The 26,267-nt window shown below is 29.0% G+C and carries 27 protein-coding genes; 21 read left to right on the forward strand and 6 right to left on the reverse strand.

The features are described from left to right. Positions 1–82 precede the first annotated feature (82 nt). Positions 83–2,299, reverse strand: a complete 2,217-nt coding sequence (locus LEBU_RS04225; protein WP_015769095.1) for a heavy metal translocating P-type ATPase — start codon at positions 2,297–2,299, stop codon at positions 83–85. 337 nt (positions 2,300–2,636) lie between these two features. Here LEBU_RS04225 and LEBU_RS04230 point away from each other — a divergent pair, with 337 nt between their 5' ends. The 5 genes from LEBU_RS04230 (at position 2,637) to LEBU_RS04250 (ending at position 7,697) form a co-directional block, all read left to right on the forward strand. Then, positions 2,637–2,852: a type II toxin-antitoxin system RelE/ParE family toxin gene (locus LEBU_RS04230; protein WP_015769096.1), complete on the forward strand. Its 216-nt coding sequence runs from the start codon at positions 2,637–2,639 to the stop codon at positions 2,850–2,852. Between the two features lie 58 nt (positions 2,853–2,910). Further along, on the forward strand, positions 2,911–3,186 hold the full coding sequence (locus tag LEBU_RS04235; protein ID WP_015769097.1) for a helix-turn-helix domain-containing protein: 276 nt from the start codon (positions 2,911–2,913) through the stop codon (positions 3,184–3,186). A 141-nt stretch (positions 3,187–3,327) separates the two neighbouring features. Next, the gene (locus LEBU_RS04240) at positions 3,328–3,510 is read left to right on the forward strand and encodes a hypothetical protein (RefSeq protein ID WP_015769098.1); all 183 of its coding nucleotides are present in this window, start codon (positions 3,328–3,330) and stop codon (positions 3,508–3,510) included. Between the two features lie 110 nt (positions 3,511–3,620). Continuing rightward, entirely contained in the window at positions 3,621–5,369 is a 1,749-nt protein-coding gene (locus tag LEBU_RS04245; protein ID WP_015769099.1) for a 1-deoxy-D-xylulose-5-phosphate synthase, read from the forward strand. Positions 5,370–6,062: 693 nt separating this feature from the next. Next, the gene (locus LEBU_RS04250) at positions 6,063–7,697 is read left to right on the forward strand and encodes a zinc ribbon domain-containing protein (protein ID WP_015769100.1); all 1,635 of its coding nucleotides are present in this window, start codon (positions 6,063–6,065) and stop codon (positions 7,695–7,697) included. A gap of 171 nt (positions 7,698–7,868) precedes the next feature. Here LEBU_RS04250 and LEBU_RS04255 read toward each other — a convergent pair whose 3' ends face one another. Beyond that, complete coding sequence (locus LEBU_RS04255) at positions 7,869–9,068, reverse strand: homoserine dehydrogenase (protein WP_015769101.1); 1,200 nt, start codon at positions 9,066–9,068, stop codon at positions 7,869–7,871. Between the two features lie 40 nt (positions 9,069–9,108). After that, positions 9,109–10,368 (reverse strand): aspartate kinase, encoded by a 1,260-nt coding sequence (locus tag LEBU_RS04260; protein WP_015769102.1) that lies wholly within the window; start codon positions 10,366–10,368, stop codon positions 9,109–9,111. 362 nt (positions 10,369–10,730) lie between these two features. Between LEBU_RS04260 and LEBU_RS04265 the strand changes: the two genes are divergently transcribed. The 3 genes from LEBU_RS04265 (at position 10,731) to groL (ending at position 13,572) form a co-directional block, all read left to right on the forward strand. After that, positions 10,731–11,378, forward strand: coding sequence for a hypothetical protein (locus tag LEBU_RS04265; RefSeq protein WP_015769103.1), 648 nt, complete (start codon positions 10,731–10,733; stop codon positions 11,376–11,378). A gap of 155 nt (positions 11,379–11,533) precedes the next feature. Further along, on the forward strand, positions 11,534–11,797 hold the full coding sequence (locus LEBU_RS04270; protein ID WP_015769104.1) for a co-chaperone GroES: 264 nt from the start codon (positions 11,534–11,536) through the stop codon (positions 11,795–11,797). Between the two features lie 152 nt (positions 11,798–11,949). Next, positions 11,950–13,572 (forward strand): chaperonin GroEL, encoded by a 1,623-nt coding sequence (gene groL / locus LEBU_RS04275; protein WP_015769105.1) that lies wholly within the window; start codon positions 11,950–11,952, stop codon positions 13,570–13,572. A 111-nt stretch (positions 13,573–13,683) separates the two neighbouring features. Here the strand turns inward: groL and LEBU_RS04280 are convergent, their stop codons facing one another. The 3 genes from LEBU_RS04280 to LEBU_RS04290 form a co-directional block, all read right to left on the reverse strand. Beyond that, positions 13,684–14,976, reverse strand: a complete 1,293-nt coding sequence (locus LEBU_RS04280) for a hydroxymethylglutaryl-CoA reductase, degradative (protein ID WP_015769106.1) — start codon at positions 14,974–14,976, stop codon at positions 13,684–13,686. Between the two features lie 97 nt (positions 14,977–15,073). Continuing rightward, positions 15,074–15,664 carry a sugar O-acetyltransferase gene (locus tag LEBU_RS04285; protein ID WP_015769107.1) on the reverse strand — a complete coding sequence of 197 codons (591 nt, stop codon included), beginning with the start codon at positions 15,662–15,664 and terminating at the stop codon, positions 15,074–15,076. 27 nt (positions 15,665–15,691) lie between these two features. After that, positions 15,692–16,903 carry a hydroxymethylglutaryl-CoA synthase gene (locus tag LEBU_RS04290; protein WP_015769108.1) on the reverse strand — a complete coding sequence of 404 codons (1,212 nt, stop codon included), beginning with the start codon at positions 16,901–16,903 and terminating at the stop codon, positions 15,692–15,694. Positions 16,904–17,120: 217 nt separating this feature from the next. Between LEBU_RS04290 and LEBU_RS04295 the strand changes: the two genes are divergently transcribed. The 13 genes from LEBU_RS04295 to LEBU_RS04355 all read left to right on the forward strand — a co-directional run bounded on the left by LEBU_RS04295 (position 17,121) and on the right by LEBU_RS04355 (position 26,180). Beyond that, positions 17,121–17,468: a hypothetical protein gene (locus LEBU_RS04295; protein WP_015769109.1), complete on the forward strand. Its 348-nt coding sequence runs from the start codon at positions 17,121–17,123 to the stop codon at positions 17,466–17,468. Positions 17,469–17,635: 167 nt separating this feature from the next. Further along, positions 17,636–18,547, forward strand: a complete 912-nt coding sequence (gene mreC / locus LEBU_RS04300; RefSeq protein ID WP_015769110.1) for a rod shape-determining protein MreC — start codon at positions 17,636–17,638, stop codon at positions 18,545–18,547. A gap of 72 nt (positions 18,548–18,619) precedes the next feature. After that, positions 18,620–19,159, forward strand: coding sequence for a hypothetical protein (locus LEBU_RS04305; RefSeq protein WP_015769111.1), 540 nt, complete (start codon positions 18,620–18,622; stop codon positions 19,157–19,159). 25 nt (positions 19,160–19,184) lie between these two features. Beyond that, positions 19,185–19,880: a DNA repair protein RecO gene (recO, locus tag LEBU_RS04310; protein ID WP_015769112.1), complete on the forward strand. Its 696-nt coding sequence runs from the start codon at positions 19,185–19,187 to the stop codon at positions 19,878–19,880. Beyond that, positions 19,870–20,337 (forward strand): PTS sugar transporter subunit IIA, encoded by a 468-nt coding sequence (locus LEBU_RS04315; RefSeq protein ID WP_015769113.1) that lies wholly within the window; start codon positions 19,870–19,872, stop codon positions 20,335–20,337. Before recO ends, LEBU_RS04315 begins: the two co-directional genes overlap by 11 nt. Before the next feature lie 128 nt (positions 20,338–20,465). After that, positions 20,466–20,924, forward strand: a complete 459-nt coding sequence (gene nrdR, locus LEBU_RS04320) for a transcriptional regulator NrdR (RefSeq protein WP_015769114.1) — start codon at positions 20,466–20,468, stop codon at positions 20,922–20,924. A gap of 33 nt (positions 20,925–20,957) precedes the next feature. Further along, a complete protein-coding gene (locus LEBU_RS12365) occupies positions 20,958–21,227 on the forward strand; it encodes an FtsB family cell division protein (protein ID WP_015769115.1) in 270 nt (89 codons plus the stop codon). Between the two features lie 104 nt (positions 21,228–21,331). Next, a complete protein-coding gene (locus LEBU_RS04330) occupies positions 21,332–21,826 on the forward strand; it encodes a hypothetical protein (RefSeq protein ID WP_015769116.1) in 495 nt (164 codons plus the stop codon). 86 nt (positions 21,827–21,912) lie between these two features. After that, positions 21,913–23,076, forward strand: coding sequence for an ABC transporter permease (locus tag LEBU_RS04335; protein WP_015769117.1), 1,164 nt, complete (start codon positions 21,913–21,915; stop codon positions 23,074–23,076). Continuing rightward, positions 23,069–23,773: an ABC transporter ATP-binding protein gene (locus tag LEBU_RS04340; RefSeq protein WP_015769118.1), complete on the forward strand. Its 705-nt coding sequence runs from the start codon at positions 23,069–23,071 to the stop codon at positions 23,771–23,773. Before LEBU_RS04335 ends, LEBU_RS04340 begins: the two co-directional genes overlap by 8 nt. 31 nt (positions 23,774–23,804) lie before the next feature. Continuing rightward, positions 23,805–24,896 carry a DNA polymerase IV gene (gene dinB / locus LEBU_RS04345; protein ID WP_015769119.1) on the forward strand — a complete coding sequence of 364 codons (1,092 nt, stop codon included), beginning with the start codon at positions 23,805–23,807 and terminating at the stop codon, positions 24,894–24,896. A 208-nt stretch (positions 24,897–25,104) separates the two neighbouring features. Further along, positions 25,105–25,515 (forward strand): cytidine deaminase, encoded by a 411-nt coding sequence (gene cdd, locus LEBU_RS04350; protein ID WP_015769120.1) that lies wholly within the window; start codon positions 25,105–25,107, stop codon positions 25,513–25,515. A 182-nt stretch (positions 25,516–25,697) separates the two neighbouring features. Then, on the forward strand, positions 25,698–26,180 hold the full coding sequence (locus LEBU_RS04355) for an SH3 domain-containing protein (protein ID WP_015769121.1): 483 nt from the start codon (positions 25,698–25,700) through the stop codon (positions 26,178–26,180). The last annotated feature ends 87 nt before the right edge of the window (positions 26,181–26,267 follow it).

Here is a 26,267-nt window from a genome sequence, read left to right on the forward strand (position 1 = left end):
AATTTATAAAATCAAAAAAACATTAAACATAGATTTTGAGTTTTCAGACACGGCCTAGTGTATTTATAGTGCTACTTTTAGATTAATAATTTTCATTAACTTTATATTTTAAAACTCTAGTTGCATTTAATACAGCCAGTAAAGCGACACCAACATCAGCAAATACAGCTTCCCACATTGTTGCATCCCCAAAAAGCCCTAGAATTAGAACTATTAATTTTACAGCAAATGCTAAAGTAATGTTTTGCCATACAATTGTTTTAGTTTTTTTGGCTATTTTCATAGCAGTTACGATTTTTGAAGGTTCATCGTTCATTATTACAACATCGGCAGCTTCGATGGCGGCATCACTTCCAACACCTCCCATTGCGATTCCAATATCGGCTCTGGCAAGTACAGGAGCGTCGTTTATTCCATCTCCTACAAAGACAACTTTCCCTTTTTCACTTTTAGTCTTGTAAATTTCTTCCAGTTTTTCAACTTTTTCATTTGGAAGAAGTTCGGCAAATACTTTATCAATTTCTAATTTTTCAGCAATATTTTTACCAATTGCATTGTTATCTCCAGTAAGCATTACAATTTCCTTTATTCCGTTTGCTTTCATTCCTCTAATAGCTTTTGGAGAATCTTCCTTTATTTCGTCAGAAATTAGGATATTTCCGATGTATTGTCTGTTAAATGCGATATAAACCACAGTTCCTAAATTTTCTTTTTTATCAAATCTAATATTTTCCGAGTTCATCAATTTAGAATTTCCAGCTAAAATCTGATGATTGTTTATGTTAGCCTTTATTCCAAATCCTGAAATTTCTTTAAAATCTTTTACAATACTTTCATCAGTTTTGGCAATAGAATTTTCATATTCAGAAACTATCGACTGTGCAATAGGGTGATTTGAAAATTTTTCAATGTGTGCGGCATATTTTAGTAGTAAAGGCTGTGTCAAATCAGTTTTATTGTTTTCAAAATCATTTATTTTTACATTATTTTCAACATTAATTTCAGTAACTTTGAATACACCTTTTGTCAAAGTTCCAGTTTTGTCCATAACGATACTTTCTACGTCATTTAACGCTTCCAAATAATTTGCACCTTTTACCAAAATTCCATGTTTTGAAGCACCGCCAATTCCGCCAAAAAATCCTAATGGAATAGAGATAATCAAAGCACATGGACAAGATACAACAAGGAAAATTAAAGCACGGTAAATCCAGTCTGTAAATGTTGCACCTGAAATTAACAATGGAGGAAAAATTGCCATAATTAAAGCTGTTATTACAACTGCTGGAGTGTAGTATTTTGCAAATTTTGTAATAAAGTTCTCTGTTTTTGATTTCTTACTGCTAGAATTTTCTACCAAGTCAAGAATTTTGGAAACAGTTGATTCAGAAAACACTTTTGTAACTTCAATTTCCACAAGCCCTGTTTTATTTATAAATCCGCTTAGGACAATATCTCCAGTTTTTGCTTCACGTGGTAATGATTCTCCAGTTAGTGCAGAAGTGTCAAAAGTGGAATTTCCAGTTATTATTTTTCCATCTAAAGGTACTTTTTCTCCTGGCTTTACTACAATAATATCAGCAACTTTTATTTCATCAGGATTTACTTTTTTTATTTCACTATCAGTTTTAAGATTTGCATAATCAGGACGAATATCCATTAATGCAATAATAGATTTTCTTGAATTATTAACTGCAATACCCTGAAACAGTTCCCCAAGCTGATAGAATAACATAACAGCCACACCTTCAGGATATTCCCCAATAGCAAATGCCCCAATGGTTGCAATTGACATCAAAAAATTTTCATCAAAAACCTGTCCTCTTAAAATATTTTTCACTGCAGAAACCAGCACATCTCCACCAATAATGAAATAACTTACTAAAAATACTGCGAATTTTGGAATAAACAAAGTTTTTGGAATAAAAATTCCTAAAACAAATATAATCCCGCCAATTAACAATTTTTTCTTAATCTTATCAGTATCCCCTTCTCCATGAGTATGAGAGTGGCTATGAACATGGGAATTACTATGGCTGTGATGATGAGTGTGTCCATGGGAATGAAGTCTTTTAGTGGAAATCTTAACTCCATCCTCAATTTTATCTACTTCAGTCTGAATAAACTTTGCCAGTTCATCTTGTGAAAAATCTTCAGACTCTACAATAACTCTTTTTCCAAGAAAATCAACGGTAGCCGCCTTAATCCTTTGTAATGTATTTAATTTACGTTCAATCTTAGCAGCACAATTAGGGCAATCTAACCCTTCAATAAATAGCGTACATTCATTAGTTTTCATGAGCCTAACCTCCCAAATTTTTTTATTTATTAATTTTATGTTATTTTAACATATGAACATTTATTCATATATAGTTTACTATATTTGATATTTATTGTCAACATATTTTTTTCTTAATTTTAAAGTTATTTTATCAGGTGTATTGTGATATTTTAGCAATCGTATTAATAAAAATTAAATGTTCTATCTTTTGACAATGGAAAATTATTAGGTAATCTAGTTTTGAAAGGTTTGCCTTTTTTGTTTTTATAAAAATTATCATTGACTTTATATGTTATATCATATAAAATATAAAAGGGAGGGGAAAATATGAGTAAATTTATCTTAGAATTTAAAGATGAAATCTAGACTATATCGTACATTAGCTGTGCTAGAAACAGATGGAAATAATATCAGAGAGCCTTATTCCAAATTTTTAGGAGATGGTATTTATGAAGTGAGAGTACAGCAAGTAAATAATATAGCGAGAGTTTTATATTTTTTTGTAGTAAACAAAAAAATTATTCTGACAAATGGGTTTATAAAAAAATCTCAAAAAACACCAAAATCATAGATAAATAAAGCAAAAAAATTTTGTTCTGAATATCTGGATATGAAAAGGAGTGAAGAAAATGAGTAAATATTTTAGAGATTCTTTGAATGAACAGCTAAAAGATGAAGAATTTAGAAAAGAATATGAGAGTCTTGAGGCTGAATTTCAGATTATAAGAGAAATTATTTCAGCAAGAAAAGATAAAAATATTACGCAGAAAGAATTGTCGGATTTAACGGGGATAACTCAGGGAGATATAAGCAAAATAGAAAATGGAAATGCCAATCCTTCATTAAAAACATTGAAAAAGTTGGCAGCTGCATTTGATAAAAAGTTAGTAATTTCATTTGAATAATTTTAATTTACAAAGGTACATTTTGCAAATATCAGGTATTACTAAAAGGCATAGTCACTAATAAGAAAAAAGCATTTGAAATTATAAGGGGTATTTGTTAAAATTTGGGTGTAAATGTAGTGAAAATTATTGAGAGGCAGTTTGATAGATTATTTAGATAATTTAAAATATAAAATAAACAATGACATTGATTTAATCGAAGATAAAATTTTAAGAAGATTATTTAAAGAATTAATGATGGAAATATTGAATTTAAAAGAAAGAGAATTTAAAAAAGGACAATTCGTAGATTCATTGCTGACAGTGTGGATTTTAATAGTTTAGATATTAAAATAAGTGATGAAATTCTCAAAAATAATAATTTATATTTTAAAACTGGACAACAGTAATTTACTAAAAATATTTTAATTAATAATAATTTTAGGAGGGAAAAGATGGCATTAGAAAAGGTAAATTCGCCAGAGGACTTAAAAAAATTAAGTAGAGAAGAGTTGGTTGTACTGGCTCAGGATATTAGGGAGGCAATGCTTCACAGAGTTAGTAATAAAGGGGGACATGTGGGGCCTGACTTTGGGGCAGTTGAGTTAATAATTGCGTTGCACAAAGTGTTTAATTCTCCTGTTGATAAATTTGTGTTTGATGTTTCGCACCAATGTTATCCGCATAAAATTATTACTGGGAGAAAATTTGGATTTTTGGATTTGGATAGATATTCGGAAGTTTCGGGGTATACTAATCAAGATGAAAGTGAGCATGATTTCTTTAAAATTGGGCATACTTCTACATCTGTGAGCTTGGCGACTGGACTTGCTAAAGCGAGAGATTTACGAGGGAAAAAAGAAAATATAATTGCGATTATTGGGGACGGTTCACTTAGTGGTGGCGAGGCATTTGAAGGACTTAATATGGCTTCTGAAATTGGTACGAATATGATTATTGTTGCAAATGACAATGACATGTCGATTGCTGAAAATCATGGAGGACTTTATAAAAATTTAAGAGAATTAAGGGAAAGTAACGGACAGGCTCAAAATAATTATTTTAAATCGTTGGGGCTTGACTATGTTTATGTGGATAAAGGAAATGATTTGGATGCTTTGATAGAAGTTTTTGAGAAAGTAAAAGATATTAACCATCCAATAGTTGTTCACGTGCATACTCAAAAAGGAAAAGGGCTGCCTTACGCTGAAAAGGATAAGGAAACTTGGCACTATGGAATGCCTTTTGATCCAAAAACGGGAGAAAGCAAAGTAAATTATTCTGGTGGATTAAGTAATGACACTGCTGAATTTTTGATGGATAAAATGGAAAAAGATCCGACAATAGCCGTGGTAACTTCTGGAACACCGACTGTTTTAGGATTTACAAAGGATAGAAGGGATAAATTTTCAAAACAGTTTATTGATGTTGGAATTGCAGAAGAGCAGGCTGTGGCGATGATTTCGGGAATGGCTAAAAATGGCGGAAAACCAATATACGGAGTTTTCAGTACATTTATTCAAAGAACCTATGATCAGCTTTCACAAGATTTGGCAATAAATAATAATCCAGCCACAATCCTTATTTTTGGTGGGGGACTTGGTGGAATGAACGATGTTACCCATTTATGCTGGTTTGACATTCCATTAGTATCAAATATTCCAAATATTGTATTCCTAGCCCCAACAAGCAAGGAAGAATATTTTGCAATGCTAGACTGGTCAATTGAATACAAAGGACACCCAGTTGTAATAAGAGTTCCGTCTCAATTGTCAGAAGATACAGGGAAAGTACAAAAAGACTTTAGTGACTTAAATAAATATCTTGTTACTGAAAAAGGAAAAGATGTCGCAATATTAGGATTGGGTAATTTTTACAAATTAGGAAAAGAAGTGAAAGAATTGTTAAAAGAAAATGGAATTGATGCAACATTAATTAATCCAAGATATGCTTCAGGACTTGATGAAACATTGTTAAACGGATTAAAAGCAGAACATAAATTAGCTGTTACATTAGAAGATGGTGTAATTGATGGTGGATTTGGAGAAAAAATTGCAAGATTTTACGGTGCTTCTGATATGAAAGTGTTAAATTATGGTATTAGAAAAGAATTTACCGATAGAGTGGCTTCAGATGTGGCATTTAAGAATAATAGGTTAACAAAGGAGCAAATTGTAAAAGACATTTTAAGAGTTATGAAATAATTTAAATAGAATAAAATCAGGAATGAACTTAATGATTGAGGAATTTTCTGATTTTTTTATTTTTATTGTTTTTTTTTAAAAATTATACTAAACCTCGTTTAAAATGAGAATAAATTTTTACAATAGGATTGTTCAATAGCTAATTCATAATCATTCAACTTTTTTCTTTTTTACTTCGTAGGAGTGCTCATTGCCGCAAATTCTACAACCTATGGCTAGTCTACGACATTTTTCTGCACTGACAAAAAACTCGCTATGCTCAGACAGTTTTGCCAGCACAGAAAAATGCTCCGACAGATTAGTTTATACTAGAATCTATTTAAAAGATGAAAATTATATCTTAAATTACTTGAAAATATTAGGTTTTTATCCTTTATTAGAAAAGTTTAATAAATCCGCTATTTAAATGGGGTTTAGTATAAGATAATAAAGTAAGATGAAAAATAGCTATTTTCTAATAATTATTGAAAATTGGAAAGGGAAATTTATTCAAAGAAATAAAACGATAAAAAATAATGTGGTATAATATAATAAAGTAATAAACACATTTAGAAAAAAATAAAAAATTAGATGTCAATGAAAAAGTGACAAGTAAATGGATAAGAATATTTAAGTCAAGACATATAAGGATTATTGAATAACCTAAGAACAGGAAATCATAGAAACTTAATGTTAAAGTAAGGAGGAATTGGAATGTTTCAAAAATCTGGAAAAAATTTTATGAAAAGGAAAAGATACAATAAAAAAATGTTTATTTTTCCTTTAATTGTTTGGACTATAGGATTTATCATTAGTTTTATTGCTTATAAGCCGTCATCGCCAAAATCGGTTTATAGTATACCTTCATTTTCAGGATACATAATGCTTGGTTTAGGAACGGGGTTGTTTTTTCATGCTTTGGTCAAAGAGAAATATCGTTTAAAGTTAAAAATACGTTTTCCTCTGAAAATACTATTTCCAGCATATCCAATTGTGGAAGACTATAATCAGTTAACAAGGAATATGAGTTCATTTAAAGAAGTTTACAGTGAATTTATGAATAATATAGGCGGTAGTAAAATCAACAGCAAAATACAAGATTATGCTACACAGATGTTATGGCACTGTATTTATCTTCAAAAAAAACGTATGGAAAAACTGGGTATACAGATAGGGCTGGAATCCAGCAGACTTTCTTACTCAAAAAAATCAGATCCTGTTCGTTCTACTCTTTATTTTGATGGCAGATACAATGTAAATGATGTGTACGAAGAAATTTACTCTGTAAAAACTTTCCGTCATGAAAACCGTAACATAAAAAAAGTTTATAATAAAGAAGTTGCACATTACACATTTCTATCTGCAAAAAATGTAGGAAAAGATGAGGTAGTATGTCCAAATTGCGGCAGCCTCTCATCTAGAAGTAATTTAATTGATGGTTGTGATTTCTGTGGAACAAAATTTACTATTGAGGATTTAGATAATAGGGTAGCCAGTTTTGGATTTCGTCGTGATTTCGAGGTAATGGAAGGAAAACGCGAGGCAATAAAAAAAGTAATTTTTCCATGGTTTTTCTTTGCTGGAGGAATGCCATTTGCTTATATAGGATTTCTTATACCATTTATTAGCGTTAAAAATATGGAGATTTCTTTACCATTTGCTATAATATTCTTTTACTTGCAAGTCATCATGGGATTATTAGCTGCAGTTGTATTTTCTGTTCTTGGATTTGTATTTGTAACCATTTCAATGTGGTTTATTGTACCTGTTGTTATGCTTTTTAATCAATTTTTTAAATTTTTAAATTCTAAACTTGTTTATCGATCAAAAGGAAAATTGTATTCAGAAAATAGAATGGCTCAAAAGGTTAGAAAAAAAGATCCTCTGTTTTCTATACAAAGTTTCTTTGGAGGAGTTCAAAATAAACTTTACGCAATTCATTTTGCAGATAAAAGGAATCAGGTCAATGCTTTCTCTGATTTAGACCTTTCAGAATATTTGAAAAAATATGAAAAAGTCGTAGATATTGAAACATTATCCTTATCTATGGATTTATATAGAGTGAAAAAAGGTATTCAAATTGCAACAGTACGTGCAGAGTTGTTACTTAGAGAATTTAAGGACAATAAGATAAAAAATAGAAAAGAATTTTTAAAATTACAGCTTGAAAAAAGTGAATATTGTAAAACACAGGCGGTCTGTGCTCCATCTATTTTAAAATGTACAAAATGTGGAGGTAATTTATCTCTTTTGGAAGGTAAAATTTGTAAATTTTGTGGAAATGAACTGGATATGAAAGAACATGACTGGGTAATTACAGAATACTCTAGTATGCAGGAACAAAAGTAATTTTTAAAATATTCTTTATTGAGCTATGCTGATTAGGACGATAGAAATATCGTCTTTTTTTGTATGATAATAATTTTTTAGAATACTGTAAGCTGTAAAAGATATTATGAATAAAAGCATATAAAAAGGGACATTATGTCCCTAATCATATAAATAAATTATTCAAGACTATTATTTCATAATTCTTAACACAAGTTTCTCTTTTGCATCTTTCAAAATTTCATTAATTTCATTTTTTGAAATATCATTCGCCAAGATAATATAATAATTTTCAATTTGATTTATTAATTCAAATGGCGAGCTTTCTATATCAAAATCATCAGAAACTCTTATGTAGTAAGAATCTTTTACTGTGTTTGAATCCACAATTTCAAATACTTTTGTAGAGTTAAAGAAGTAGTCTGATTCGATGTGGTTTCTTGTTACAATTTTTACGATGTCTGCCACTACAGCTGATGCAGTTGGATCCATTCCAGCACCTTTTCCGTAAAATAAAGTCTTATCTGTGTAAGAACCAGTTGTTTCGATTGCATTGTAAACACCATCCACTTTTGCTAGAATTTCGCTGTTTGGAATTAATACTGGTTCAACTGAAATTTGAGCTGACGTTTCTGACAACAGTTTTGAGCTTGCAATTAATTTTATTGTGGAATTTAGCTGATTTGCTGAGAAAATATCGACTGTACTAATTTCTCTTATTCCATATAATTGCATATCTTTGAATTTTACAGAACCTCCATAGGCAAGTGAAGCTAGAATGTTGATTTTGTGTCCAGCATCAATTCCGTCCACATCAAATGTAGGATCAGCTTCCGCATATCCTTTTTCAGAGGCAATCTTTAATGCTTCGTCAAACGACAAGTTATCCTCTTTCATTTTTGTCAAAATATAGTTTGAAGTTCCGTTCATAATTCCACGAATTTCAGTAACTGTATTGGCAACTAAACTTTCCATTAAAGGTGTAACAATAGGGATTCCTCCTCCAACAGCAGCTTCAAATAGAAATGAAACTCCATTTTTTTTTGCACGTTGGAATAATTCTACTCCGTATTTTGCAATTAAAGCCTTGTTTGCTGTAACAACACTTTTTTTAGCTTCAAAAGCTTCAATAATTATTTGTTTTGCAATAGTTTCTCCACCGATTAGTTCTACAACAATCTTAATTTCAGGGTCATTTAATATTTTTTTATAATCGTTTATGAGGATTGATTTATCAAAATCGAAAGAAAATTCACGGTTGATATTCAAATCACAAGCATACTTTACTTTGATGTCGGCTCTTGATTTTTCAAAAATGCTTTCTTTTTCTTTTGTTAATACTTTAAGAACTCCTTCTCCCACAGTTCCTAATCCAATAATTCCTATTTTCATATTTATCAAAGTCCTTTCTTTTGTTTTTTTTTATAAAAAATTAGTCAATTTCAATGAATCTTTTGTGAAGAGCATTTACAGCCTTATCTACATCTTCTTCACGAATAATGCACGAAACATTGATTTCTGAACAAGAAATCATATCAATATTTATATTGTTTTCTGCAAGAGTGTCAAAAATTTCAGATGTTGTTTCATAATGGGTTTTTAATCCAATTCCAACAACAGAAACTTTCGCAATTTTTTCTTCGTAAGAAACTCCTTCAGCACCGATTTTTTCTTTTATTTGTTCTGAAATCGCAACAGCTTCTTTCAAATCATCACTTTTTACAGTAAATGAAATATTATTCAGTTCTTTATTAATACTTGAACTTTGTAAAATTATATCAGTATTAATTTTTGATTTCGCAAGTCTGGAAAATACTTTGGAAGCGATTCCCGGTCTGTCAGGCACTCCAAAAAGTGTAATTCTCCCTTCATTTTTTGAAGATGTGATACCTACGATTTTAACTTTTTCCATAGCGTCTCCTTTTGTGTTGATATTTTGGCTTTCAATTTCATCAATAGTTTTCTTATTTTCAACGATTGTTCCTGTAGAATCGTCAAATGATGAACGTAAATGTATTTTTATGCCATATTTTGCGGCAATTTCAACTGATCTTGGATGTAAAACTTTTGCTCCTGATGCAGCTAATTCAAGCATTTCCTGATACGAGATTGTTTTTATTTTTTTGGCTTCTTTGACAACTCTCGGATCAGCTGTATAAACTCCGTCAACATCAGTATAAATTTCAACTTCATCGGCGTTAAGAGCCGCTCCTAATGCAACAGCAGTCGTATCTGAACCACCACGTCCAAGTGTAGTAATTTCATTATTTTTAGTAATTCCTTGAAATCCAGCAAATACTACCACATTTCCTTCATTTAATTTTTCCTGTATAAGTTCTGTATCAATGTCAATAATTTTAGCTTTTGTATGTGCAGATGTTGTTTTGAAGTTTACTTGAAAAGCATTTAATGAAACTGCCTTTTCTCCTAACTCAGAAACAGCAATTGCAAGAGATGCAATAGAAATCTGCTCGCCTGAAGTCAAAAGCATATCAAATTCACGTTTATTTGGTGTATCAGATAATTCATATGCTCTTTTTATTAAAGCATCCGTTCTCCCTGCTGGTGCAGAAACAACAACAATCACATCGTGTCCAGCTTTTTTATACTTAACAACCCGTTTAGCCACTTCTTTTACACGTTCAGCATTGGCAACAGAAGTTCCGCCGTATTTTTGTATAATTAAAGCCATATTACCTCCTATTTTTTATAATTCATTTTAACAAGCAAAGAATATCATATTCTAAGTAAAAAATCAAGGCAATTTCGCATATTTATTAAATGTTAAAACTTTATTTTTTAAGTTGGGATAATATAAAAAATATATAATATAGATTTAAAATTTTAAATAATTTAATATATTCAAAAAAAATTCAAAGATTTATATGTATATTTTTGGAGATATTTAAATTCAATATAAGTAAAAATAAATTGAAAAAAACACAAAATTGTGATAGTATAACAAGAAGAAATATGTTTTAGATTATATAATGAATAATTTGTTAAATTAAAATTAAAATATTTTTATTTACTTTAATTATTGGGAGGATAGTTATGCAAAAAAGAAAAAAATTAATAGTTGTCGGTTCTGCTCTTGCAATAGGAATTCCATTACTTGCAATAGGTACAAAGTCGATATTAAAAAAAGTTAAAAGTGATTACTATAAAAATCAGAAAGAGCAAATTGAAACTGAAAAACTTAAGGAAAAAGAGGAGGAAGCAGCAAGGCTGGCAGAGGAAAAAGCTAAACAGGAACAGCAGATTAATGAAAATAAATCAGATATAAGTAAATTAATAATTCAGAAAAAACCGGAAAAAATCCAGAAAGTTGAAGAACAAAAACTTAAGCCATCAATTGTAAAAGAAAAACCAGAAAAAGTAAAAATAGTTGATGCAACACAAGCTCATGAGCCAGTTCCAGCAGCACCTGTAGTTATTGTAAAACGAGAATTGACAAAGGAGGAGATTAAACGGGCTAAAAAAGCTCTAAAAGAAGCAAGAGCCAGTTATTTTAGCGGAAATAAAGGTCCTGCACTTGCAAAAAGCTCGACAAAGAATAAAGATAAAATTGTAATTAGAACTGACAGTAAAGGAAATATAGAAGTAGCCTCAAATCATACTGTTAAAAATAAAAATGATAAAGCTGAAAAAATCATACAGGAAATAAAAGAAAGTTACTATAAAGGTAAAAATAAAAAATAAAAATGTTTAAAATAGCTCATTTTTGAGCTATTTTTTGGATTAAAAAAAAATTTAAAAAAAAACTTGCAAAAAATTTGAAAATGTATTATTATATTACTAGCACTTAAGCTAACAGAGTGCTAAAAATATAAAAATAAAAATATTTAGGAGGAAAAATGATAATTAAACCACTAGGAAAAAGAATTTTAATAAAACAAACTCAACAGGAAGAAGTTACAAAAAGCGGAATTGTACTTCCAGGTACAGCTTCTAAAGAAAAACCAATAATCGGAGAAGTTTTGGCAGTAGGAAGAAAAATAGAAGAAGTTAAAGTAGGAGATAAGGTTATCTTTGAAAAATATTCTGGAACAGAAGTTAAGGATGGGGAAGAAACTTATTTAATTTTGGAAAAAGATAATGTTTTAGCAATTGTTGAATAATAAGAAATTTTATTAGATGCATTAAAAAATAAGATAAACATTGCAAAACAATCGATTTTAATTTCTTATTAAAATAAAAAAGTTATATTATTAAATTATGAAAGAATTTCGTAATAAAAAAATTTACAAAATTTAGAAGGAGATGATTAAAAATGGGAAAAATAATAAAATTTAATGAAGATGCAAGAAAAGCGCTTGAAGTAGGAGTGGATACATTGGCTGACGCTGTAAAAATTACACTTGGACCAAAAGGAAGAAATGTAGTATTAGATAGAGGATTTGGAGCACCAATGATAACAAACGATGGTGTTACAATAGCAAAAGAAATCGAACTTAAAGATCCAATTGAAAATCTTGGAGCACAAATTGTAAAGGAAGTTGCTACAAAGTCAAATGATGTGGCAGGAGACGGGACAACTACTGCAACTGTACTGGCACAGGCTTTAATCAAAGAAGGACTAAAAATGGTAGCTTCTGGAGCAAATCCTGTATTTATAAGACGTGGAATGGAACTTGCTTCTAAAAAAGTTATTGAAGAGCTTACAAAAAGAGCTAAAAAAGTGGAATCAAATGAAGAAATTGCACAAGTTGGGGCAATTTCGGCAGGAGATATAGAAATTGGGCAGCTGATTGCTCAAGCTATGGAAAAAGTTGGAGAATCTGGAGTTATTACAGTTGAAGAGGCACGTTCTTTGGATACAACTTTGGATGTTGTGGAAGGAATGCAATTTGATAACGGATATTTGTCACCTTACATGGTTTCAGATTCTGAAAGAATGGTTGTGGAAATGGACAATCCATTTGTCTTAATCACAGATAAAAAAATTGCAAATATGAAAGAATTATTGCCAATCTTGGAAAAAACAGTGGAATTAGGACGACCAATGCTTATAATCGCTGAAGATGTGGAAGGAGAAGCGCTTGCTACTCTTGTTGTAAACAAACTTCGTGGAACATTGAATATTGCCGCTGTAAAAGCTCCTGCGTTTGGGGATAGAAGAAAGGCTATGTTACAGGATATTGCAATTTTAACAGGTGGAGAAGTTATTTCTGAAGAAAAAGGAATTAAACTTGAAACTGCTGACTTGAATTTCTTGGGACAAGCTAAAAAAGTTAGAATTACTAAAGATAACACAGTTATCGTAGATGGACTTGGAGAAAAAGATGAAATTCAAGCAAGAATTGGACAAATAAAAAATTCTATTGCTGAAACAACTTCTGATTATGACAGAGAAAAATTACAGGAAAGACTTGCAAAATTAGCTGGTGGAGTAGCTGTAATAAAAGTTGGAGCTGCAACTGAAACTGAAATGAAAGAAAAAAAATTAAGAATTGAAGATGCTTTAAATGCAACAAAAGCGGCTGTGGAAGAAGGAATTGTTGCTGGAGGAGGAACAATCTTAATCCAAATTGCAAAAGACATTGAAGACTTTAAATTGGAAGGTGAAGAAGGACTTGGAGTGGAAATTGTGAAAAAAGCATTATCTGCACCACTTAGACAAATTGTTCTTAACGCTGGAATTGACGCAGGTGTTGTAATTGAAAAAGTAAGAAATTCTGAAAATGGAATAGGATTTGATGCGGCAAAAGAAGAATATGTAGATATGGTCAAAGCTGGAATTATTGATCCTGCCAAAGTAACACGTTCTGCAATCCAAAACGCAGTATCAGTATCATCAGTATTACTTACAACTGAAGTTGCTGTTGGAAATGAAAAGGAAGAAGCTCCAGCAGGTGGAATGCCAGGTGGAATGGGAATGCCAGGAATGATGTAGTAATTTAGGCATTTTCTAAAATAAAAATATTTCAAAACGGTAAAAGAAATAAATATAAATTAAATAGAGGTAGCAATTTTAAACTACCTCTTTTCTATTTTTCTTGTATTTTTATCTCGTACTTTTTATTTCTTCCAAAATTTTCTTCACATTTTCTAAATTAATACTTTTCCCACTTTCCAAAAGCCTTTCTACGATAATATCGATTTCTTTGCCTTTCGCACCAGCAAACAATGCCAACGAACGAGCTTGCAATTTCATATGTCCATGCTGTATTCCAGTTGTAACAAGCGCTTTTACTGCGGCAAAGTTTTGGGCGAGTCCTACTGATGTAATAATGCTTGCCAGTGTCCTTGCATCAGGATTTCCTAAAATATTAAATGCAGCTTTTACACTTGGATTTAGCCCTATTGAGCCACCTACACTTGCAATTGGCATTGGAAGGATAAGTTCTCCTTTTAATTTATTTGTGCTTTCATCAAAAGTCCAAGTTGTAAGACCTTCGTATTTGCCATTTTTCACAGCAAAGGCATTTCCCCCAGCTTCGATTGCGCGCCAATCGTTTCCAGTAGCGATTACCACAGCGTCAATTCCATTAAAAATTCCTTTATTATGAGTTGTGGCACGATAAATATCAAGTTTTGAAAATTTGCTTGCAAGTTCAATTTTTTTGGCAGTTTCAATAGATGTTTCCATTGAGCTGCTAAGAAGTTTTACATTTACTTCACATTCGGCTTTTACAAGAGATTCAGTTGCATAATTTGATAAAATTGCCATAAGACTTTTTCCGTTTGTAATATTTTCAAGCGGTATTTTTATTGCCTCAAGCATTGTATTCAAAATATTTGCTCCCATAGCCTCTTTCACATCGGCAATCAGATAAACAATCAAAAATTCATCAATATTTTTCACTTCAATATTAATTGCGCCGCCGCCACGTGCCACAATTGAAGGATGAGCATCATTTGCAATTTTTAAAATCTCGTTTTTATTTTCCAAAATCATTGAAATAGCATTTTCAAAGTCCAAAATATCATACAATGCAACTTGTCCAATCATTTTCCTGTCCAAAATCTCTGTTGTAAAGCCGCCAGATTTTCCAATAATCTTAGCCGCATAACTGCATCCTGCCACAACAGACGGCTCTTCCGTAACCATTGGCACAGCATAGTCTTTCCCGTCAATAACAAAGTTTGGAGCAATGCTAAATGGCAAGGCAAATGTTCCAATTCCATTTTCAGCCATTTGATTTGCAGTTTCTAGTGGCAAGTTTTCATTTTTTTTCAGAATTTGTTCAAATTCATCGGTTAAAAAGCCATTAGCTTTTAACATTTGTATTCTTTCAAGCCGTTCTTTTTTTTGAAATCCAAGCCAGTTTAATTTTTTTTGATTTTCTTTTTTCATATCTAAAATTAGTTCCTTTCATTTTTCATTTATAATAAAACTCAAGCATTTGAAAAAATGATAAATTCTAATACTTGAGTAAAAATATAGTTTTAAATTAAGGTTTGTAGACAGTTTTATCGTTTTCTGTTATTTTTCTAATAATTTTGCACGGCACTCCTGCTGCAATTACATTATCTGGAATATCTTTTGTAACAACGCTTCCAGAGCCAATAATAGTGTTGTTTCCGATTGTAACTCCTTGATTAATGTGAACTCCCGCACCAATCCAGACATTATTGCCGATTTTCACGGGCTTGGCATAGCATCCCCCGTTTATTCTTTCTTCTGCATCAATGCTGTGATTGGAAGTGTAAATTCCCACTCTTGGGCCAAAAAGAACGTTATTTCCAATTTCAATTCCGCCACCGTCGAGCATTACACAGTCAAAATTTGCATAAAAGTTATTTCCTATTGAAATATTAAATCCAAATTCACATCGGAATGTTGGCTCAAAATGCACATTTTTTCCAATTGATTTCAAAAGTTCCTTTAAAATTGCTTCACGCTCTTCTGATTGCTTTCCAAAACTTTCGTTATATTTATTTGTTAAAAAAACGGTATTTTCTCTAGCCTTTATGAGCTCTGGAGTTAAATCATTGTAGACTTTTCCTGATAAAATAAATTGTCTTTGTTCTTCTAAGTTCATAGCTGTTCAATCCTTTCCAATTATAATTTATTTTATTTTTTTATAAATCCTTTTATGGTTTTCCACTTTTTCCAATACAAACGCATTGTCACTTTCCTGAATAAATCTGTTATTTGAAAAATCACAATTTCCTTCTTCATTTAAAATTATTTTTTCAAAAAACATATCTTCATATTCCTTTATTGATAATTGTTTTCTATTATCAAAATCATTTAATCTATCATTTCTTAGATGACTTTTAAAGCCATCTGCAAGAGTTAGATTAAAAAATTCACAAACAGCGCCACTTCCGTAACTATACATTCCGATCTTGTCGCCAGCTTTCAGGTTATCACAGTTTTCAAGTAGTGACAGCAAACTTAAATAAAGGGAGCCAGTGTAAATATTTCCAACTCTTTTTCCATAAATTATTGAAGCATGAAATTTTTCTAAAAATTTATTTTTTTCTTCTTTTTCCACTTTTTTTGCAAAAATTGAATTAATTGCCTTTAATCCAAGTTTCGGAAATGGAAGATGAAAACAGAAAGCATCAAAATCAGATAAATCCTGATTATATCTTTTTGTATATTCCTCAAATGTTGTTGTAAGACAGTCAAGGTACTGCTTTGTTGAAAAATGTCCATCTACTATTGGGAAATCTGAGTAGTTCGGACGCCAGAAGTCCATAATGTCACGTGTCTGGCATATACTTTCATCGTTTATTACAGCGATTCTTGGCTCTTTTTTTATTAACATTGCGATACTTCCTGCACCTTGAGTGGATTCACCAGGAGTGTTAATTCCATATTTTGCAATGTCAGAAGCAATTACTAGAACAGAAGCGTTTTCATTTTGCTCAATATAATTTTTTGCAAAGTTAAGAGCGGCAGTAGCTCCGTAGCAGGCTTCTTTAATTTCGATACATCTTGCAAAAGGCTGAATTTCTAAAAGGTTATGGATAAAAACGGCAGATGCTTTACTCTGATCAATTCCTGATTCTGTTCCTACAATAACCATTTCAATATTTTTTTTATCTTCTTCGTCCAAAATCTGTTCAGCGGCACTAGCTCCAAGTGCTACAATATCTTCTGTAACAGGTGCAATACTCATTTCACTTTGCATAAGCCCTTTCACAAATTTATTCGCATTTTCATTTCGTCCTATTGCCAAATCCCGTATATCTAAAAAATATTTTGGCATAGCAAAGCCAATTTTATCTATTCCAATTTTAATTTTTTCTCCTATTTCTTTTATTTTCATAAAATTTCATCCTTTCTTTATATTTTTTTGAAAGTTTCTTAAATTATATAAAATTTTTTGATATAACTAAACATATTTTACTATAAAAAAAATGAAATATCAATAATACAAACTTTTATTTTTTTCTTGAAGTTTTTTGCATATACTGATATAATAAATTTGAAACTTTATTGAAATAAAGTTAATATTAAAAAAATTATAAATTTGGAGAGGTAAAATGAAAAGATATATTTTAATTGCAATTACAGCAATTTCAATAATGTCCTTTGCTGAAGTAAAAATAAATAAGAGGGCGCTTCTTGAAAAATACAGAAAAGAAGCTCTTTTACAGGAAGAAAAAAAGGAAAAGGAAGCAAAGGCAAAATCATCTGGGAAATCTAATACAGCTAAATCAAGTTCAAGCTATCAAAATAGGACAGAAACTTCAGAAGAAGTAGAAGATGAGAGATTTTCGACTCAAGTTGATGAAGATATAATTGAGTTCGTAAACTATTACTTAAGACGTAATCCAGAAAAAAAAGGAAAACTTGAGCAGCATTATAAAAATGTTGTAGGTCAAGAATAGATTTTCAAGGCACTTTTTATAGTGTCTTTTTTTATGAAATTTTGAAAAAATTAATTATAAAAAAACTTGATATAATATATGTTATATGTTATTATATCAATGTTAAAAAGTTTTGAGATTGGTTTTTTATAACTTTGAAAAATAAAAAATGAGAGGATTACATAATAATGAAATTTGACGAAAGTTTTTATGAAAAAAAGAACACAGGTAGAAATATTTTGATAATAGTAATTATAATAATAATTTTATTTGCTTTTAAAAATAGAATCACAAGTTCATTTACATTTTTGGATGGGATAACTCAAGCGGTAAATTTTAGATTAGTAAAAGTAAAAAGTATGCTTTATACGCAAGTTCTTAAGCTAAGGTCAAGAGTTAATGATATTAGTTACATTGAAGATTATGTTGAAAATAATAAAACTAGAGATTTTGAACTACAAAAAAATAAAGTTCAGAATATGGAGCTTGCATATTTAAAACAGGAAAATGAAAATTTGCGGCAAATGCTTGAAATGCGTCAAAAAAATCCATCTGAATTTATAGCTGCAGACGTAGCTCTTGTGGAAAATGGAAATTCTTCAGAAAAAATGTACATAAATAAAGGGGCTGCTCAAGGAATCAAAATGAATTTGCCAGTAATGTTTGACGGCTTTTTAATCGGTAAAATTTCTAAAGTTAATGATGAATATTCAGAAGTGACTTTATTGACAAGCAAAACTTCAAAGTTAAGTGTAGTATTAAATGGAGAGTTGCAAATTTTACGTGGAAACGGAAATGGAACATTTTCTGTGCAAAACTATAATGCTGGAATCGTTAATAAAAATACAGTGTTTAAAATAGAAACTTCAGGAGTAAGTGATGTTTTACCAAAAGGAATTAAAATAGGAACTTTCAAATTAAATGATTTAGGAGCTTTTAGCAAAATGAAAGAAGTAAAGCTTAGACCTACCTTCCAAATATTTGATATTCAAAGTGTCCTAGTTTATAAATGGAGTATCAATGATACTATAAATACACAAATACAAAATCAGATAAAAACTGAAAAACAAGAAAATAAAGATAATTCACAAATAAATTAAAGAAAGTTGTATTAATATATAGAGTAATGATAATTAACAATTATCTAAAATAAATAAAGAGGTGAGTTTAATATGTTAAAAAATTTAACAATGGTGAAGAAAGTAATGTTGTTATTTCTATTGGTGTCAGTATTTTCCTTTTCAAAGGATTTTTGGGAAAAGAGTAATTTTACTGTAAATGTTGTAGAAGATGCTACAATTAACGGGAACAAAAGAAGTAAAAGTTATGTGATGAATTATAATTCAGGTACATTAAGATTAACAATCACAGCACCAAAAACTAACAAAGGTGAAGTTTATACTTTTAGTGGAGCTAAGAAAACAATTTATTACCCAAGTTTAAAACAAACTGTAACACAAAAGGTTCAAAAAGATGAAGCAACTATTTTAGCAGTATTTAATAAATTGCGTACAATAAGAGCTAAAAAAACACAAACTAAAAATGGTGATACTTTTACTTTTTCAAACAATTGGCTAACAGCTATAAAAAGTAAAGGCTATACAGTAAACTTTAGTGATTATAAATCTTCAAACGGATATTACTATCCAACAAAACTTGCTGTAAAAGATGGAAGTTCCCAAATAATTTACAGATTATCAAATTTTAGATAAAAAATAAACTTTGAAAAGAAAAAATATGAAAATAATAAAGACAAATTGTATTATTTTGAAAAAAAAAGAAATGAGAGAAGCGGATTTACAGGTAACATTATTTAGCAAGGAATATGGAAAAATTATGGCAACAGCTTATGGAATACGAAAATCCAAAAAAAGAAATATTGTTTCCTTAAATCCGCTAAATAAAGTTGAAATTACACTTTTAGAGAAAAATGGCTACTATGTAATAAAAGATGTAGAAATTATGAAGAATTTTAAAAATATTCCAAAAAGTATTGAAAAACTTGAAATTTCATTGTATATACTGGATAGTATTGACAAAATTTATTATATGACAGATGAAAATGGAAATTTTTTTGATAAACTAGTGGAAATATTGAGTTTTATTGACATTCTTCCATACATAAAAAAAGGTTATAAATACTATGTTGTATTATCATTCCTAAGGAGAATAATGATAGAACATGGTATTTATGATATTGAAGAAATAATTTCAATATTAATTAAAGAAAAGAAGGAAAATAAAAAAAAATACAAAGAAATCATGACAATTTTAAAAACAAATTCTGATATTTCAGAAATTCAGGAAAAACTTGAAAGTTACACAGTTTTTTTTAAAAAAATGGTAATTATTTTTGAAAATTTTATAAATAAAAATTTACAAGTTGAATTAAAAATGAAGAAATTTATTATGGAGGAATTTTATGGAAATTAAAAATATATCTGAGTACATCAAAGCTGATACAATAGATCTAAATTTAAAGGCAAAAAATAAAAATGCAGTAATAAAAGAGCTATATAACAATTTAAAGAAAACAGGCTTAATTAATGATGAAGAACTTGGATTAAATGATATCTTTGTAAGAGAAGAAATAGGTTCAACAGGAATTGGGAAAAGAATAGCGTTACCACATGCAAAAACTAAAGCTGTGGAGGAATTAATAATAACTTTTGGAATTTCAAGAAATGGAATAGCATATGATTCATTGGATGATGAAAATGTAAATATTTTCTTTATGTTTCTTTGTCCAGAAAGTAAGGCACATGAATATTTAAGAGTGTTGGCGAGAATTTCAAGATTAATAAGAGAAAATAGATTTGTAGAAAATTTATTAAAGGCAACGTCAAATGAAGAAATTATTGAAATTATTAGAAAAGAAGAAACGAATTAATTAATAAGTTAAATTTTTCGGATTCCAAAACTTTCTTGAATCTATTTTTAAATATATTTTAAAATCACTGAAAATTAGATGTATTTTTAAAATTATTTTTTTAATTAAAAGAAAGATTGGTGAAAATTATGAGATGTCCATTTTGTGGTTATGAAAATACAAAAGTTATTGACAGCCGTTCATATTTTGAAGGAAATTCAATAAAACGTCGACGTGAATGTGAAAATTGTGGAAAAAGGTTTACAACCCATGAAAAAGTCGCCGAATTATCATTAACTGTAATTAAGAAAAACGGACAAAAGCAACCGTATTCGAGAGAAAAGGTTTACAATGGAATTATAAGAGCTTTTGAAAAGCGTCATAGTGATACTGAAAAAATTGAAGAAATGATAGATAAAATTGAACGAGAAATTTTAACTGAATATTCTGGAGAAATAAAATCTAGTGAATTAGGAGATAAAATATTGTCTTATTTAATAGATTTAGATGAAATTGCTTATGTCAGATTTGCTTCAGTTTATAAAAAATTTGATAGTCTTGATAGTTTTGTAAAAGAAATTGAAAAAATAAGAAATGATAGAAAATAAAAACTCATAAAAGTAAAATTTGAAAGGAGTAGCATGAAAAAGCTTTATTTTATTGGAAATATTATATTTTTTTGTTTAGTAGTGCATTTTATTGGTCAAAGTGTAAGTGTGTATATGGGAAAAAAGAAAATGAAAATTAGTTTAATGGAAACAGAAAGAAATATAAAAGAATTAAAAGAAAGAAAAAATAAACTGCTAGAAGAAAAGAAAAATACCAACGATAAGGAAAAAACAGAAAAATATGCAAGAAATGATTTAAATTTAAAAAGAGAAGGAGAATCTACTTATAAAATAGTAGAATAACTTTGAAAGTTAAATTATAGTAAAATTACTTAAAATTAATTTGATTTAGATAATTTTACTATAATTTTTTATCAAAAAGTTTTATAAGTAAGAATAAATATACAATGAATAATTTAATTAATACAGAAAATTTAAAAGACAAAATTGAAAAATATAAAATAGAAGATGAGAAAAATAAATATATTTTTAGGGCAAATTTGAAATATATGATTTCATCATCTATTTTTTTTATAATACTTATATTTATTGCAGGATATTCACTGTATAAAGGAATCGCAGGACTTGAAAAATTAACACCAATAAAAATTACCCTTATAATAATTTTATTTGGATATGTTTCTGTTGCATCTTTTCTTCTGTTCAATTTCAAAATTGTTATTGAAAATAATGAAATATTTGTAAAAAATTTATGTATTAAAATGTCAGATATTGAAAGAGCTAGTGTAAAAGTCGCTAAAATAAGCTCTACAAAAGTTGATAAAATTTTGGAAATAGTAACGAAAGATAAAAAGAAAATACAAATTAGATTGAATATAAATAATGAGTTATTATTTTTTAAATTAATACAAAATCAAATTGGAGAAAAATTAAATATTTAAAAGAAAAAATTGTAAATTTTTATAAATATTAGATAATTCAGATAATAATGTGAGAAATATAAAACTAGAAGGAGAGAAAAACAATTATGGTAGAGTTTTTTATTGCGTTTCGGCATGTTGTTGAAAGAAAATTTCAAAGTATATTTTCTATACTTGGAGTAGCGATTGCTGTGACGGTTTTTATTGTATCGCTTACTGTTTCCAATGGACTGGAAAAAAATATGATAAATTCATTACTGACAATGAGTCCACATATTTTAATAAAAAATAGACAGAAGTCATTTTTTGAAAATTATAATCAAATTGTAGAAAATGTAAAAAAAATAAAAGGAGTAAAAGCTGTAATTCCACAAATTAACAGCCAGTCAATAATAAAACGTGAAGGCTTTGCAAAAGGAGTGTTGGCAAATGGAATTAGTCCTGAAAATGTGAAAACAGACCTGAAGTTACGTATAATTAAGGGAAATAATAATATTTCAGAGCTTAATTCAGTTTTGATTGGAGAAGAATTGTCAAAGGAACTGAAACTAAAAGTTGGAGATGAAATAAGTCTTGTATCAGCTGAAAATAAACCATTAAAACTTATAGTAAGAGGAATATTTAAAACGGGTTTTTTAGACTATGATTCTAATCTTATAATTGTACCTTTACAAACTATGCAAATATTATCGGAACAAGGACAAGCTGCAACAGAAATTGGAATCAAAGTTGAAAGTCCACAAAAAGTGGAAGAAACTTTGAATCAGGTAAACAATACTATTAATAGTCAGGAATATGGAGCAATAAGCTGGAAGACAATTAATCAGAATCTATTAAGGGCAGTGCAGTTTGAAAAATTTGTACTTGTTGCGATTTTAAGTTTATTATTAGTTATTGCAAGTTTTGCTGTATCTGTAATTTTAAATATGATTGTACGTGAAAAAATAAAAGATATTGGAATTTTAAAGTCAATTGGGTATACAAATAAAAATATTCGTAGAATTTTTACTATAGAAGGATTAATAATTGGTGTTTTTGGAATGATCTTGGCAAGTGCATTATCGCCACTTATATTAATAGCTTTAAAAAGACTTTTTAAAATATATATGAAAAGTGGAACATATTATTTAGAAGAATTGCCTTTGTATATTTCACAAAAAGAACTGCTCATTATTTACGGAGTAACATTCGTCGTTGTATTTTTATCGACAATTTTTCCTGCAGCCAGAGCATCTAGATTGAAACCAGTGGAGGCATTGAAATATGAATAAAAATAAAATAATAGAACTGAAAAATGTTAATAAAATTTATAAGACAAAAGTTGAAGAAATTCATATATTAAAAAATATAAATTTAGCATTTAATAAAGGGGATTTTATTTCCATTCAAGGTAAATCAGGAAGTGGGAAAACTTCTCTTTTAAATATACTGGGACTTTTAGATGAGCCAACAGATGGAGAAATTTATATTGGCGGAGAAAAAATTCATTATAGAAATGAAAAAACTAAAAATATTATAAGAAATGAAAAAATAGGGTTTGTATTTCAGTTTCATTATTTATTAAATGAATTTACTGCTCTTGAAAATGTTATGATGCCTGCACTAATAAATAAAAATATGAATAGAAATGAAGCCCAGAAAAAAGCTAAGGAACTTCTTGCACTTGTAGGGCTTGAAAAACGTACAAAACATAAGCCAATGGAACTTTCAGGCGGAGAAAAGCAGCGTGTGGCAATAGCAAGAGCAATGGTTAATGACCCTGATATAATTCTGGCTGATGAGCCAACAGGAAATCTGGATACAGAAACAAGTAATTTAATAAACCAACTATTTATGAAAATAAATAAGGAAAGACAGCAGTCAATAATAATAGTAACACACAGTCTGGAACTTGCAAATTTAGCTGCATATAAATACAAAATTGAAAATGGTGAGTTTAATATGATTTTACCGACAATACAGTTTTAAAAAATAATTTAAAAAAAGTAGGAAATTAGTAATGGAAGAAAGAAGAATTTATTTGCATTATGATATGGATGCTTTTTTTGCCGCAATTGAACAGCGGGATAATAAAGAACTTAGGGGAAAGCCTATTGCAATAGGGCATGGAGTTGTTACAACAGCAAGCTATGAAGCTAGAAAATTTGGTATAAAATCAGCAATGCCAACAGTTCAGGCTAAACGGCTATGTCCCAGCCTTATTGTTGTGAGCCTTAGAAAAGATATTTATTTTGAAGAGGGCAGAAGAATACAGGGATTAATAAAAAATATTTTGAAAAAGTGTGAATTTACTTCTGTCGATGAAGGTTATATTGATATTACAGAATTTATTCAAAATAAAAATATAAAACTTGATAAAAGAGATGAAATCTTAAAAATTGAAAGATTTATAAAAAAATTTAAGCAATATATTTATGATAATTCTAAGCTTACCTGTTCAGTTGGAATAGGATTTAGCAAAATTAGTGCAAAAATTGCAAGTGATATTAATAAACCAAATGGTTACTTTATATTTAAGAATCGAGAACATTTTTTGGAATATATTTATGATAAAAATTTAGCTATAATTCCTGGAATTGGGAAAAAAACTAGAGAAGTATTAAAGTTATTTAATACGACAACTGTTTTTCAGCTTTACGAAATTGAGAAAAATGAATTAATTAGAAGATTTGGAATGAGTAAAGGAGAATATTTGTATAATACAGTTCGTGGTTTACATTTTACGGAAATAAATACGGATAGAAAAAGGCAGTCGTATGGACATGAAATAACATTTAATCGGGAAGAAAATGATATTTCCATAATATATGATGAATTAAAAAAGCAATCTAACAAGTTAAGTCGTAAACTTATCGAAAAAAATGAATTTGCAAAGACAGTTACAGTAAAAATTCGATATTCAAATTTTGTTACTCACACTCGTTCCAGAACTTTGGAAAATGCTACAAATAATGAAAATAAAATTTATGAAGCGACTCTTGAAAATCTAAATTTTTTTGAAAAAAAAGATGAAATAAGGCTCATTGGAGTACAATTAAGTTCAATATTAAAAAGTAATGTTGTCCAGTTATCATTTAATGACTTAAAATAATTCTAAAATTTTTTTAAATTAAACATCTAGAGTTTTTTTTGTAAAATTTGCAACTTTTGAGTTTAAATTTAAAATATACTCGAACCCATTTAAAATTGAACTGCTAAAATTATAAATTTAGGGTTTGAATAAAATAGTCATAGCTTTTGAGTTCGGCTTTAAATCAGTTTTAACTATAACATTACTTTATAGATAGGGAGTGAGAATAATGTCTCTAAATGAAAAAGAAATATTAAGTTATATTAATGAAGTAAATCTTTTATTAAAAAATGCGTATGTACCTTATTCACAATTTCCAGTAGCAGCACTTCTAATTGACGATAATGGACGTAAACATAAAGGAGTCAATGTGGAAAATGCTTCCTTTGGACTTACAATTTGTGCCGAACGTAATGCAATTACAACAGCAATTACTGAGAATATGAAAAAAATAAAAGTGCTTGTTATAACAGGAAATACCCCTGAACCAATTAGCCCTTGTGGAGCCTGTAGGCAAGTAATCAGAGAATTTTCAGATAAAGATACAATTATAATTTTGGCAAATAAAGAAAATAAATATAAAATTACTTCAATAGAAGAATTGTTGCCATATTCATTTGGTGCAGAAGATTTAGAGTAAAAATATGTTGAGAAATTTATAAAATGTGATATAATTATTATAGGGAGAGGTTTACAAAAATAAAAAAATTTTAAAAACCAAGCAAAAAAATAACTTTATTATTGAAAAAGTAAAAAAATGAGTTATAATTATAATGAAAAAGCCAAATATTATAAAATTTTAGTTTTGGAGGAGTGGTTTTTATGAAAAAATTTAATTTAAAAAAAATGTTTTTAGTTTCAATTTTGTCTTTAGCGTTTAGTACTGTTTCTATGGGAGCTTCTTTTATAACATCATCAAAAGATAATGCCATTAATATCCGAGAATCTGCTACTACAGATTCTAAAGTTATAGAAACTATTAAAAATGGAGAAATACTTGAAAGTACAGAAAAATCTGGAGATTGGCATAAAGTGACTTATTATAATAGCGAAATAAAAAAGTCATTCACAGGATATATTCACAATAGCCAATTAAAAGAAACAATTGGAAAACTTGTTATAACTTCCAGTATAGGATATAGCAACATAAGAGAAAAACCAACAACAAAATCTGCAATAAAAACTAGATTAAAAACTGGTCAGACAGTTTATGCAATAAGTAAAACAGACGATGACTGGTATTACATAAAATTTAATGGTAATCAGCGAGGTTATATTTACAGTAATCAAGTTGCTAAAAAGTAATATTTAAATTTTTTGATTTATTATTAATGTTACAGATGATAGTAGGAAATTTTAATGTTTCCTACTATTTTATATTATTTTTTTATA

Source organism: Leptotrichia buccalis C-1013-b (genome assembly GCF_000023905.1).
GTDB lineage: Bacteria > Fusobacteriota > Fusobacteriia > Fusobacteriales > Leptotrichiaceae > Leptotrichia > Leptotrichia buccalis.